At 48.8% G+C, this 13,182-nt stretch carries 10 protein-coding genes; 1 reads left to right on the forward strand and 9 read right to left on the reverse strand.

What is annotated here, in order from left to right; translation table 11 throughout:
- Positions 1-118: 118 nt before the first annotated feature.
- On the reverse strand, positions 119-7,603 hold the full coding sequence (locus METH5_RS0114430; protein ID WP_232411068.1) for a tetratricopeptide repeat protein: 7,485 nt from the start codon (positions 7,601-7,603) through the stop codon (positions 119-121).
- Positions 7,604-7,874: 271 nt separating this feature from the next.
- The gene (locus METH5_RS0114435; protein ID WP_232411069.1) at positions 7,875-8,219 is read right to left on the reverse strand and encodes a helix-turn-helix transcriptional regulator; all 345 of its coding nucleotides are present in this window, start codon (positions 8,217-8,219) and stop codon (positions 7,875-7,877) included.
- A 196-nt stretch (positions 8,220-8,415) separates the two neighbouring features.
- On the opposite strand from METH5_RS0114435, the gene METH5_RS0114440 reads away from it, so the two are divergent.
- A complete protein-coding gene (locus METH5_RS0114440; RefSeq protein ID WP_036308015.1) occupies positions 8,416-8,610 on the forward strand; it encodes a hypothetical protein in 195 nt (64 codons plus the stop codon).
- A 24-nt stretch (positions 8,611-8,634) separates the two neighbouring features.
- Here METH5_RS0114440 and METH5_RS15130 read toward each other — a convergent pair whose 3' ends face one another.
- From METH5_RS15130 to METH5_RS0114470, 7 genes are all read right to left on the reverse strand, one after another.
- The gene (locus METH5_RS15130) at positions 8,635-9,570 is read right to left on the reverse strand and encodes a YihY/virulence factor BrkB family protein (RefSeq protein ID WP_232411070.1); all 936 of its coding nucleotides are present in this window, start codon (positions 9,568-9,570) and stop codon (positions 8,635-8,637) included.
- 310 nt (positions 9,571-9,880) lie between these two features.
- Positions 9,881-10,606: a hypothetical protein gene (locus METH5_RS0114450; protein ID WP_029149176.1), complete on the reverse strand. Its 726-nt coding sequence runs from the start codon at positions 10,604-10,606 to the stop codon at positions 9,881-9,883.
- 383 nt (positions 10,607-10,989) lie between these two features.
- Complete coding sequence (locus tag METH5_RS0114455) at positions 10,990-11,742, reverse strand: plasmid recombination protein (protein ID WP_029149177.1); 753 nt, start codon at positions 11,740-11,742, stop codon at positions 10,990-10,992.
- Positions 11,743-11,746: 4 nt separating this feature from the next.
- Complete coding sequence (locus METH5_RS15705; RefSeq protein WP_157381528.1) at positions 11,747-11,890, reverse strand: hypothetical protein; 144 nt, start codon at positions 11,888-11,890, stop codon at positions 11,747-11,749.
- 14 nt (positions 11,891-11,904) lie between these two features.
- Entirely contained in the window at positions 11,905-12,207 is a 303-nt protein-coding gene (locus tag METH5_RS15135; RefSeq protein ID WP_036308017.1) for a helix-turn-helix domain-containing protein, read from the reverse strand.
- Between the two features lie 3 nt (positions 12,208-12,210).
- Positions 12,211-12,441 (reverse strand): AlpA family transcriptional regulator, encoded by a 231-nt coding sequence (locus tag METH5_RS15575; protein WP_081726749.1) that lies wholly within the window; start codon positions 12,439-12,441, stop codon positions 12,211-12,213.
- 86 nt (positions 12,442-12,527) lie between these two features.
- On the reverse strand, positions 12,528-13,124 hold the full coding sequence (locus METH5_RS0114470) for a hypothetical protein (RefSeq protein WP_029149178.1): 597 nt from the start codon (positions 13,122-13,124) through the stop codon (positions 12,528-12,530).
- Positions 13,125-13,182: the final 58 nt, after the last annotated feature.

The following is a 13,182-nucleotide window of genomic DNA, read 5'->3' on the forward strand; positions in this document are numbered from 1 at the left end:
TTAAAATCCGGCCACCTGCGTATGCCGGATTTTTTATTGACTGACTGTTCTACCTGTTCTACAGGCATTAAAAAAGCATGCACATCACGGTGCATGCTTTTTTAATCAGCGCTGCTTGTTATGTAAACAGTTGGCGCACCGGTAACTCGGCACGCGTGAACTCAGCCGTGAGGCCATTCACCACATGCTCTGGCGCACCTTGCGTCATATTTTGCAGACGGTTAAACACACTGATCAACGCTTGTAGTTGGTCATCGCGGTAATGGTAGCCATTGGCCTCCAGCACCGCCAGCGTCAAGCTACCAAGGTTGCTTGGCGTGCTGGCATGTGGTTTGCCGCAACTGCGCACGCGGTGCAAGGTGAGGAACAAACCTCGCAAAGCCACAAAAGCCACTGGTAGCGGGATAGCAAAATCCCATTCCAGGTCAAAGAAATGGCCCTGCCCGGCTTTATCCATCACAAAATTGGTTGGCGTCGCATCAAAATACTGTGAAGGCAGCAAGGCTGAATAGCCCGCAAACTCTGGCAAGGTTTTGCCGCCTGTTAGCGCAGCGGCCTCCAGGCCTTGCAACCAGGGCGCAGCCCAGGCCGCCAGGTCTTCTACACGCCAGCCAGGGCGGTTCATCAACTGGGTCAGTTTGTCCATCCACAACTGGCCGCCATGGTAAGGTGCGTGCTCCCACGCAGCCTGCAACAACTGTGCAGTTTCACCAGTATTACGCGTACGCGTTGCCAAGCCTTGCTCTGCCTGCACAAACTGGGTTTCTTTGCTAAACACTGCCTGGCGTTGGCAACCATAATGCGCAGCTAATACGTCAGGGTGCAATTTAGTTGCCTGGCGTTGCGGGTAAGCCACAAACATAAAGGAGTTGGCCACATCTTCAACCAGGTTATTACGTGCAATCACCTGCCAGGCGTTCTCGAGTGAAAATGTCGGATGACGTGGTGATTGTCTGTCATGCACCACTGAGCCAGCGGCCAATGCGCCTACATCCCAGCCTGCGGCACGGTGTGCCTGGTTAAAACCCTCCGGGTAAATCACGCTGACAGGGGTTTTATAGTCAGGTAATGGTACATAAAGCTCGGTTGTTTCAAAGCCTGCACTGCGGATCAAGGCATCCAGTTCTACGCGGCCAAACGTGATCGGGCTGGTCGTGCTGTAAGAATCATTGATGCCATACATGGCTTGCCCCATATGGTCTTCAGGCGCGCCGCAAAAGTACTTGAGGCCTAACTGGTTTTCAATCGCCACGATCAGCATGCCATCTTCTTTAAGGAAAGACTTGGCCGTTTGCAGCAAAAAGCGCAAAGGATCGGCTTCTTTCACATAGACCTGCGCGTATTCAAGCACGCCTATCAAAGTGACGACATCAAATTTTTCATCGGTTTCAAACGACTGAATCAGGTCAGAGTAAATCGTCACATTGTTCAAATCGACACAACGCTGGCCGATCACGCGCGCACGATTCGGGCTACCTTCCAGCGCCACCACTTCACCACCCAACTCGCCCAAAAAGCGGGTAATCGCGCCGCAACCGGCGCCCAACTCTAATACTTTACCGTTGGCGATTTTGTCAGCAAACGGACGTAACAAATTGGCACGTTGTGAAGTCAGGTGATAGTAACTCGGCCAGTCGGTCGCCTTGGCGGCCAACTCACTCGAAAACACGCTCTTGTCGCGGGACTGGCGAATCATGTCATACAGGCGCTGCTCGGCATTGCCCACATCCTGGTAGCCAAACGCCTCATTTTGCGCGCGCTGATAAAAGTTGTCTTGCGCACGGTAAATATACGGCCCTTTGCGCACAACATCAGCGGCAACCGCGGGCTGGCTGTATTGGCCTTGCAATGCATCCGCATCAGCGGCGGCCAGGCCATTCTGGCGGGCAAACGTGATCACATCCAGCACTTCATTTTTGGGTGCCGTCAACGACAGCTCGCCAATGTAAGCTTGCCAGTAGGCAGGTTGTTGCGGTGCCAGGATCACAGCCTGCTCCAGCAGCGGCAAGACTTCTTCTGCTTTGCCCGCTTGTTGTGCCAATAACCCTAACTGAAAATACGTGGCAGCATGCTTGTCGTCGATACGCAAGATTTCCTGATAAAAGCGCATCGCCTGCGCTAAATCACCTTGTTGCTGCATTTGCAACGCCTGCTGAAACACCTCAGTAATCGAGTCTTGCAGTGCGTTAGCCGGTGCCGCTTGTGGGTTAAGTGTTGTATTCATAGAGATACCTTTATCAGAGGGTTCAGTCACGCCTGGCGCAACAGAAGGTTCTTTCAGCGTTAAGGAAGGAATAGCAAAGCTTGTGGCAGCTTGCCCCTGGCACCAGCGCTGCCACATCTGGCGCACGGCCTGTGACAAGGCTTGCGCCAATGGGGTCGCTTGTGCCAATGCAGACTGCGCAAAACGTGCGCGCATAGTGGCGCGTAAATCAGCCAGCGCTTGCAGGTCAGACAATACATATTGAGCTTGTGGTACAAATTGCTGCGGGGTTGCTGCTACCCAGTCGGTAAGACCCAGATGCTGCATCAGCGCCATGGCACCACGGCTGGCCAGTCGGTCGCCAGCCACACACAGTGTTGGTACGCCCATCCATAACGCATGGGCCGTGGTGGTCACGCCATTAGACGGGAATGTATCCAGGCAAATATCGACCAAGTGATATTGCTGCAAATAATTGCGCATATCGGTGCGAGCATAAAACGATAGGCGATCAGCCGAGATACCCGTTTCGGCAAACCATTGCTGCACATGCGTACATGCGCCCGCCTCTGCCATGCCGCCCACTACCATACGGCTGCCTGGGCAAGCCTGCATTACAGCGGCCCATTGTTGCACCGTGGCTTGGGTAATTTTGTTGGGGCGGTTAAAGCAGCCAAAAGTGATAAAGCCATTGCTGAGCGCAGGCAAAGTATTGACGGCTGGTGCCTGTGGATGCGGTACAAAGGGCGCATTCACCGGCAATTGCACCAGCTGCTCGGTAAACTGCTGGTCAAACTGCCCGGCTGGCAACAATGCACTGTCGGCCAGGTAATAATCCATAGACGTCAGGCCTGTGGTATTCAAATAACCTAACCAACTGGCCTGCACGGGTGCTGGTTTTCTGGCAAACGTCAGTAAGCGATTGCCAGAGGTGTGGCCGGACAAATCAATCAGGATATCAATCTGGTCTTGCCTGATGGTCTCTGCCAGTGCTTCATCGGATACGCTTGAAACCATGCGCCATTGTTTGAAGTACTGACGCATCTCGGCAGTGACTTCGTCCTCCAGTGCGTAATTAGCATAGGCAAACAGGTGCAATGTGCTGTCCTGCGCCAGCGAAGGCAACAAAGGCAACAGAAAATGCGCCACTGAATGCGCGCGCAAATCGGCAGAGACAAAACCGACACGCAGCGGACGTGCTGCATCACGCGTATTGCTGTGCGGCTGCCAATCGGCTTTTAACGGCGCCTCATACAGTGCGGCATAAGCCGTATGCGCTTGCAACAAGGCTTCGTTATCCACATGCGCGGCATGCGTCATGCAAAATAGCAAATTGCTAAAGCAATCGGCATACTGCGGCTGCAAGCGCAGCGCCTGCTTGAATTGCTTGATGGCTTCATCGACCTCGCCCAAATCTTTGAGCACACTACCCAGATTGTTATATGCCGCAGCGTAATCTGGTTTCAGGTGTATGGCCTGGGCAAAGGCGGCTGCGGCTGCATTGAGTTCATTTTGTGCTTTGAGGACCAGCCCGTAGTAGCAATGCTCTTCAGCGCTTTGCTTATTCAGCGCCAGCGCTTTGCTGGCCGCTAGGCGGGCATCTTTCTTCTGTATCATTAACACATCAGACAGCATTTTCCAGCCACTGAGCCAGACAGGATATTGCTGCAATAGGGTATGCAATTCACCTTCCATCTCGGCATATTGCTGTTGTTCGAACAGGCCCAGCAATGCTTGCTGGACTTGATCTGATGGCTGTATATTGGTCGTTTGCACTGGCAACTGCCAGTCTTGCATCAGCGCTTGCAAAGCCTGTGCATGCTGGCCATTACTCATGGCTTGCGCGAATACTTGCTCCAGCTTGGCGGTCTCATTACTGTTTTTGAGTGCCGTCAGATAGCTGCTTAACAACTGCCACTGCGCTGGGGCTAGCGCATAAGCCTGCGCCAGCAAGCGCAATGCCTCTGTTTGCTGCCTAGCCTGCCAGTAAATCAAACCCAAATTATGGGTAGCGAGTGCATGCTGGACATCTACCGCAAGAATTTCCTGGTATAGCTGCCTGGCCGTTTCCAGGTCGCCCTGCTGCTGTGCACGTGAAGCCAGGTCAAATACCTCGGCCATCGAGTCTTGCAAGGCAGTCGATACTGGCGTCTGAGTGGGTTCCCACTTGTGGCGATAGCTCAAATAGGTTTCACGCCAGCGCGCACTGCCAAAAGCCCCGCCACTCTGGTGTGTCATGCGTACAGGCCACACGCCTAGTTTCAACCCGGCACGCGTGGCGGTACGGCAAAAATCCAGGTCATAAAAATGAAACTCAAACTGCTGGTCAAAACGCACGCCGCTTTGCAGCAAGGTTTGCTTGTGTGCGGCCAGAAAAACGCCGTCCATCAACTGGCACTCACCAGACACATCACCATAACTGGAGGCTGGGCCAAATGCATGCTGGCCATGGCTCACGGCACCACGCAAATAGCGCGTATCGTCCCAGGTGAACTGCAAATCTACAAAGCACCAGCCAGGCTGGCCAGGCTGCACCCGGGCATTGCCTGCAATGCCAATCACATCATATTGCTGCAAGCCCTGCTGCATGGTGTGTACAAAAGCGTTTTCATCCAGCCAGACATCATCGTGTATCAGTACCAGCAAGGCATGGTCAGGCGCGGCAGCAATCGCTTCATTAAACACTTGCGATAAGCCGCGTGTGTTTTCATAAGCCACCACTGGCACCAAGCGCTGATCCTGCTGCATATGCCGTTTGAGTGACCGGCCCAAAGCAGACTCACGCCAAAAGGCTTGTTCTGTCATGCGCGTTGCACTCACTACCCAAACTGGCTGCTCACCGGCAAAAGCATCTTGCACCGGGGCCGCAGCCAATAGCTGCTCAGGGCTTAAATCTGCCAGTGTTTGCTGCCAGAGGCCAAACAGTAATTGCTCAAAGTCGTGGGCAAACTGCCCGGCATTCATCAATGGTGAAGCCAGCACCTGCTCACGCAGTTGCGCGCGCAAGGCAGCTAACGCATCCAGGTCGCTCGCCAGCGCAATCGCTTTGCGCACGTAGTCAGCACGGCTGGTTGCCACCCAATCATGCAAGCCCACGCACTGCAAAAAGCTTGCCCCCTGGCGGGCAATTAAAGTGTCTCCGAGCAAAGTGACGGTGGGCACGCCCATCCATAAGGCTTCGCAGGTGGTGGTGCCGCCCGTAAACGGGAACGTATCCAGAATCACATCCACCTGATGATGATTACGCAGGTATTCTTCTCGTGGCACCATGCCAGATAAGGTGCAGCGTGCCGCGGCAATACCGTATTGTTGTAACCTGGCCAAGGCTTCTTCGCGCACCAGGCCATCATTAAACGCCTTGCTTTGCCAGAACAAGCTGGCCGTTGGCAAGGCCTGCAAGACTTCACCCCAGCAAGCTAATACGTCGTCACTCACCTTGCTGTAGTTTTGAAAACAACCAAATGTCAGCGTCCCGCTGGTCAATGCCGGTAAGGCATTCACAGCAACATCGCAAGGCGGTGCAGTAAAGCACATGCGTGTATGTGGCAGATGTACCACTTGCTCGGTGAACTGTGTTGCCACCTGCGCATCAATACTCACCGGGTCAGCAATCACATAATCCATGACTGGCAAGCCAGTCGTCCCCCAGTAACCGAGCCAGGTCGCCTGCACCGGTGCAGGTTTATGCGCAAAAATCGGTAAACGGGTGCCACCAGACAAACCGGATAAATCCAGCAAAATGTGCACACCATCTTCGCGAATCTGTTTCGCCGCCTGTGCATCGGTCAATCCGGCCAGCGAGCGCCACTGGTTGCATAAATCTTTCAACTCATGCGAAAAAGCATCTTCACGGCCATCGGTTGAATATCCATAGATTTCTAAACGGCTGGCATCAAAAGCCTGCAACCATTGATGCAGAAAATAGCCTACCGGGTGTTTGCGCAAATCAGCCGATACCAGGCCAATACGAATACGTTGTTCCTGCGCATGCACCTGCCAGCTGTCGTATGGCGTCACATCATGCATCATGGCCGCGCCGAGTCTGTGGGCGTAGTCCAGGCTCTCGTTCGGCGGCAAGCCATTGTTATAGCTGTTGGCAAACAACACATTTCTGAGCGCCATCATGTGTGTAGGCTCAATCTGCAAGGCTTGCTGCAAGGTGACAATAGCGGTGTCAATCTGGCCCATGTCTAAATACACGTTAGCCAGATTAATATAGGCAGGCATGAATTCAGGCTTGATACGCAACGCTTTTTCCAGGCAGACGATCGCTTCGGTATAACGGCCCAGCATGCGCAAATTGATGCTGTAGTTGTTTAAGATGCTTTCAGACTCAGGCAACTGCTGCAATGCTTTTTCACAATACAGGCAAGCTTTGTCATAGGCGTTTCTGGCATTCTCAATCAACGCCAGGTTAGCCTGCACATAAGGATTTTCTGGGTCTAACGCCAACGCTTTCTGGCAATAAGTCTCAGCCTCGCCATACAACTGCTGGTTCAACATCTCGGTGGCGAGGTTATTCAGCATCTCAGGGTTTACGCCTTGCGCCTGCATGACCTGGTCAATATAGGCCTGATACTCTCTGGTGCGGTGTGTCACGCGATACAGCTTGGCCAGATTTTTGAGTAGAGACAACTCGGCAGGGTTTAATGCTATGCCAGCCAGCAACCACTGCTCAGCCTCTTCTACATCGCCATGCTTGAGATAGAGTGCACCCAGGTAGCTGTAGGCCTCTACATAGTCTTTTTGAATCGCAATCGTTTGCTGGTAAGCCGCAATCGCCTCCGCCGTATTGCCCAACTGATCCAGCGCCAGCGCCAGATTGAAAAAAATCACAGCATTGCCAGGTTCAATCGCCACCGCTTCACGATAGTATTGAATCGCCTCCAGCGGTTTTTCTGCCTCATGCAACAAAGTCGCCAGTTCAAAGTTAACGCGACCATCCTGCTGATGAATATTAAGGCCCCGGCGCAATAGTTTTTCGGCCTCTTTTAATTGGCCGGTTTGCTTGAGCACACTGGCCCAATTAGCATAAGCCAGGCTAAACGCCGGGTTCAATTTGAGTGTCTGCCGATAGTATTTAATCGCCTGCGCAGGCTCTTGCAGTTGCGCATAGACATTAGCCAGGTTATACAACACCTCGGCATCTTTTTTTAAGCTTTTGCTGGCCTGCAAAAAAGCCTCAGCAGCCAAGGCTAAGGCATCTTGTTGTTGATACAGGCTGCCTAATAACTTCCAGGCCAAGCCTTCTTCAGGAAACTCACGGGTAATCTTTTGCGCCAAGCTTAAACATTGCGCCCACGCCCCCTGCTTCCAGGCCTGGGTCAGCGCTTGCATCCAATAGCTGCAATCCTGCGCATTCACAGCAGTAGACTGCATATGGCCTGGCGAGAGTTTCATAAATAGAGAATTCCAAAAATTTTCTCTTATTATTCAAAACTCTCGGTCGTTTGCATTGCTTAAAAAAAGCGGCAAACACCAGCTATCTTCGCTGTTAGCTGAATATATGAAACACATGTATTGCTTGCCAACCCGCATAAACATTGGCATTGCAGGTCAATCCATGCTTTTTAGAGACGATGGACTGGTAAAAAGATTTATTCAAGAATCAGGGAAGGATGCCGTAAACCTTGTCCCAATAAAAAACCTCCGGGAATATCGGAGGTTTTTTCTAGGCCACATGCTCTTGCGGCAATGCAATATCAGGCTCCCAGCGCACCAGGCTATACAACTCACATTGCAAATAAGTACACAACTTATTTAAGTGATCGGTGCTGGCATTGTAGGTTTGATCTTTTAACATGCGATGCAAGGTCATGCGGCTAATACCGCTCGCATCGGCAATTTCAGTGATGGTAATGGTTCTGCCCCACTCCAATTGTTTTTTAAGAATAACGGTCTTTAACTCTACGTAAATCACACAACTTCCTGACTTCAATGGTAATACTTGTTCGGCATCGGCTTCTGGCCGCCTTGAAACATCCTGCCAGCCGAACACGACAAGTACATTATACAATTTTATATAGTGTTTAATATCAGTGGAATGACGCAGAAACAGAATCTTTTGTCAAAATTGCGCCTTGAATGCAAGGATATGAAAAGTCTTTGCCGGATTGTATTAATAGCTTAATCGGACTATTGGCAAACTAAAACAATCTAGATAATAATCAAGCCATTATTAAAAACAACAATAAATAAGTGAGGGTGACATCATGGGTTTACTAAGCGGATATTTGTATTTTTTTGCCGGGGCCAAGCCAGCCGTCAACACCGATCACGCCTTGCTGCAAGCATGCTATGACGAAGGCTTGCATGCATCGACTGCAGGGTTAAATCACAGTGAAAACCCCTATGCAGAAGGTAGCGCAGAAGCACAAGCCTGGAGTCGTGGCTTCTGGGTTTGGTAGTTAGTGTGCCGCTCAGGCACGCGCTTATGTTTTAGCAACCGGGTGTCGAGTGGCAAGCATCGCTGCGCCATTCTTGGATAAAGCCTGTGCTAAAGCCCGCGGGGTCTCCTGAGCCTTGCGTGAACCAAAAATATGGGAATATGCCCAGGTAAACTCAGCCCCCATCAGGAACACTTGCGCTGAGTAATAAATCCAGATTAACAACGCCAGCAATGCGCCCGCAGGCCCGTAGCCACTGGCAAAAGCACTTCTGCCGATATAAAAACCGATCAACCATTTACCCAGCGTAAATAATGCAGCCGTCATGGCCGCCCCAATCCACACCTCACTCCAGCGGATATTGACGCGCGGCATGATCTTATAAATCAACGCGAACATACCTGTTGTCAGTAAAAAACCAACAATAAAGTTCACAATGCCGGCAACCACTATCCAGCCAGTAAATACAGGTGACCACCATTTGCTCATTGCTGATAAGCCTGCGCTAAAAACAAGCGACACCATTAGCAAAAAACCTATGCCCATAATCATGCCAAAAGATAACAACCTGGCGCGAATCAGGCTCCAAACACCACCGCTCATTCTCGCTGGCGCCTTCCAGATGCTATCCAGCGCATTCTGTAACTCGCCAAACACAGTAGTCGCGCCCACTAATAGCAACACAAGCCCCAACGTAGTTGCTGCAATGCCCTCAGTCGGCTGACTCGTGCTTTCCAGCAAGTTTTGCACCACCAACGCGCCCTGCTCGCCCAACAGATGATTCAGTTGCGCATAAATCTCTCCACGCGCAGCCTCCTGGCCAAAAATAATGCCCGCCATCGAAATCACAATCAGCAATAACGGCGCAATTGAAAACATCGTGTAATAAGCCAATGCCGCACCCATGCTTTGCGCGCGGTCATTGCTCCACGCAGTCAAAGCGGTTTTACTTAACAGCCAGATTTGTTTGATTGACATCATGGGCTCATCCTTTGCGAATCAGGATACAGGCAGACGTTACCTAAAAGCATCAGACGATGTCGCACGCGCGTGTCAGACATCTCTGACTGCAGACACGAACTAAGGTGACACCAAGGTTAAGCTGAGAAGATATAAAAGGATAAAAAACAAAAAACCAGCACTAAGGCTGGTTTTTGTAGTGGTGCCGGAGCCTGAACCGAATGTTGCTCTTAACACTCAGTTTCAAGCCATTCTGAAATATATATATTTTCATGTTATACACATTCATATACATATCTTTTAAAGTCACTCTCTTTTGTCGAGTCTGTAATTAATCCACACTATCGAGTCTCTCATTGTCTCTGTTGCTTACAACTTCATCAGCATATTTTTTCATAGATGCAGCCTTAACTTTACCAATTCCTTTAATTGCCGTTAAGACATCGAACCCAGCACTTGATAGCTGATTCGGTGTTTTAATACCAATTAAGGTAAGTTGCTCTTTCACTGGAACACTTAAACCTGGAAGGGTATCAATAAAAAGTGGGAAAAAAGTATTTATTACTGCGTCAATGCCTTGATGTTTTTGTACATAATCTGACCATTTTTGTTTTTGTAATTCAGCACGCAATTGATAAATACGTTCATCTATGCTGCCTTTACTTTCAACCTGCGTCCTTACGGCTATTAAAAATGGTAAATAGGATTTCCTGTCAACATATCCTATTTGGCTAGCTGATACGCTATCCTCAAGCTCATCAATATCTAAACCTAGCTCTCGCCATGATTTAAGCTTAGGCACCCATGTCCCATGCCATTCATCAATTTGCATATCTGGGAGTGGTTTCAATGGGTCGGCATGTTTTGCACCATCGAGCATTAAAACTCTAAGTGGCGTTCTAAACTGTAGCGTGGCAATAAATTCTAAGCTTTCCATGACATCCTGACCATCTTTGAAGGCGGAAAGAGGATCACCAGAGCTTATTCTAATCGTTTGGTGATTATCAAGAGTGGTAGCCTTAGAAAAGAAATCAATAATCTTTCGCAATATTCGCATCGTTAATATTCCTTTTAAGGAGGCTAAAAATGCCCGTTTATAATGTCGTGTAATCTTACCCCCTGCCTTTGCATCATGCGGTATAAGCTGCGAAAAGTCCACGGATTGCCACGGCTGGTTTGTATATTGCCAGCGTTCAATCTCTCGGCCAATTCTTTATAACCAAGCCTAGGTCGCCTTAAATAAAAACGCCTTAAATTTAAAGGCATGGCCTTTCTGGTTTTGTGCCAAGTTATCACCAGCGCAATGATTGCTTGATTATGTTGTTTTATCTCTAATCTGTTCATGACTTCACCAGCGCACAATTATCATGTTTGGAGTGCAAACGCTATACACAGGATAGCGTTTTATGCTTTTGGTCGTTTATTCGCTATATAGCGTTTTTAGCGTTTAAAACTCCCTTTACCTTTGCTACGTTTATGGTCTACAAAGCTTTTGACCTTTGCGCTGGTGGTCTTTTGCAAACTGATTGATAATGTTTGTGCCCAAGGTAACGGGTCTTTATGGATTGCATCACGCACACATGCCCAAACACTTGATTGCATCACTACATCGGCTTTAAGCCGCGTTAAAACCTCACGCTCAAGGGCTTGCCTATCCGTTATGGTTAACCGCTTTCTATCGCTTTTAGAAAGTCCATAGCGGTGAGCCACTTCAGCATGGAACAAATTGATTAAGCGCATTAAATTGCCTGTGTTGCCTATCATCTTGTTGCCTTGCATTTTCCCATCGACTAATGGCAATATCAGGGCGTGAGCATGAGGTGCGCTCTCATCTAAATGAATATCAAAACTTAGCACCTCACCCACAAAGGTCTTTAGCGTCCAGTGGTAGCAATCCATAAAAAACTGTTTTGTATCTTGCTGGTGTCTTTCAATCGGTAAGCTGAATATAACCTCAACCGCCATCACGCCATTTTTTCGCGGTGTTTCAATGCCAGCCTTCAGCATTTGCACTTTTGCATGGGTGGCAATATTCGCGGGTGTGTCGTTACCTGCAAGACAATAGTTAAGCGGTGTTCTGGAAACATCAATATGCGCATCAGGTGGCAATTCCCGTTTGTTGTGCTTGGAAGCTGCCAAAACACCATGCTTGCCCGATTTTGATTTTAGTTTGATTAAATGACTAGAGGCCATCGACTTAACTCTCCTGCAATCTTAAAAGCCAAGTTATTAAACCTGAAAGCTGCAAGCTATCCATGCAGGCCAATTCAGGGATAATTTCATAGCGGCCAGCCTTTAAACAAAGCTCATAGGCGCGTTTTTGTAGGTCAGTAATATTCATGCATCACCTTCCTTTTAAATCGCTTCTACGGGCTGTTTTTGGGTTAATACATAGCGTCCAATTCTGTGTTTAATACCGTGTTCGCTAGTCCAGTTATCCCAAAACGTGACAATCTGATAACCCGCCCTGCGTAATTCCATAATGCGCGGCGCGGGTGACATCACGTCTAAATACTCGCGGGCTTGGGCGGTGGTTATGCTGTCCTTTTCAAAAAGCCAGTCGAGAATTTTCAAGCGTTGATTGTGGGCGCTGTTATCGTTAAAATTTGAAGTGTCTTCTTTGACGCCTGCCTGTGTGTGGGCTATTTTTTTATCCATGACTTAGCCCTCCACTTTCCCTGACATAAATGCACGCAGGTCACCTGCTCGAACTGTAGTCGTTCTTTCAGTGAGTTTGTGAGTTTTGAGTTTGCCTGTAGATACAAGCCGCCAGAATGTGGCAATCCCTATGCCAAGCAAAAGCGCAGCTTGCTTTGGGCGGATATGAACATCGTCGGATAAATGGCTAAAGTTAGCCATTATTGGGTTGATATTGCTATGTATTGCTTTCATCGTTAATCACTTTAAGTAGTTGGAGTGATTACGGATTTTATACACTAAAAAAAAATAGTATGTGCTTGTGCTAGCAGGGTAATAAGTCAGCTAGCAGACTGCATTTTTTCTTTTTCCCATTGTCTACACCAACCAGTAATAACCGCTACGCTGCTAAGGTGGTTGACTTCATCCTCTGGATTATCTGGGCGAAACTTATCAATCATGTCTTGTGCAAATTTCGTATTGTTTCTGTAATGCCCATATGGCGGGCTTGCAACTTTTGATTCTTGCCATCTTTGCCAACATTCTTTAACTACCTGTTTCTCTTTTTGTTTTGGGTCATTTTTAGTTTTATTTAAACCACCTTTTGAGTGATCGGATTGTGCTTTACTGACTTTCTTCTTAGCATCTATCAGCTCAACTTCTTGAGCATTATGCTTAATGATTAATGGGTTCATTGCTTGCTTAACTGTCAGATTGAGCAAAAAATCTTGTACAGTACCTTCGAAAATCAAATCTGCAAGGTATTTGGTTAGTATCAACCAATCTGTGCTTTGCGAAGCATCTTTTATTAACTCTTGAATCTGCGACCTATAATGCGGTGAAATTTCGGCTATATTAGCGCGACTTACAAGCTTATGCTGTAGCTCTACAATCAGAGTATTTAAATCATTCTTATACTTATTAGTTTGTTCATACATAAACGCCCCTTTGCGTTTGCCCTATATCGGAAACCACACCAGCTAGGCTAGGGTTGCC

The sequence above is a fragment of the Methylophilus sp. 5 genome, assembly GCF_000515275.1.
Lineage (GTDB): Bacteria > Pseudomonadota > Gammaproteobacteria > Burkholderiales > Methylophilaceae > Methylophilus.

Coding starts and splice junctions, on each gene's coding strand:
- METH5_RS0114455 (WP_029149177.1), bottom strand. CDS start 11,742: ATGGCCTCTAGTCATTTAATCAAACTAAAATCAAAATCGGGCAAGCAT.
- METH5_RS0114450 (WP_029149176.1), bottom strand. CDS start 10,606: ATGCGAATATTGCGAAAGATTATTGATTTCTTTTCTAAGGCTACCACT.
- METH5_RS15130 (WP_232411070.1), bottom strand. CDS start 9,570: ATGATGTCAATCAAACAAATCTGGCTGTTAAGTAAAACCGCTTTGACT.
- METH5_RS15135 (WP_036308017.1), bottom strand. CDS start 12,207: ATGGATAAAAAAATAGCCCACACACAGGCAGGCGTCAAAGAAGACACT.
- METH5_RS15575 (WP_081726749.1), bottom strand. CDS start 12,441: ATGAAAGCAATACATAGCAATATCAACCCAATAATGGCTAACTTTAGC.
- METH5_RS0114440 (WP_036308015.1), top strand. CDS start 8,416: ATGGGTTTACTAAGCGGATATTTGTATTTTTTTGCCGGGGCCAAGCCA.
- METH5_RS15705 (WP_157381528.1), bottom strand. CDS start 11,890: ATGAATATTACTGACCTACAAAAACGCGCCTATGAGCTTTGTTTAAAG.
- METH5_RS0114430 (WP_232411068.1), bottom strand. CDS start 7,603: ATGAAACTCTCGCCAGGCCATATGCAGTCTACTGCTGTGAATGCGCAG.
- METH5_RS0114470 (WP_029149178.1), bottom strand. CDS start 13,124: ATGTATGAACAAACTAATAAGTATAAGAATGATTTAAATACTCTGATT.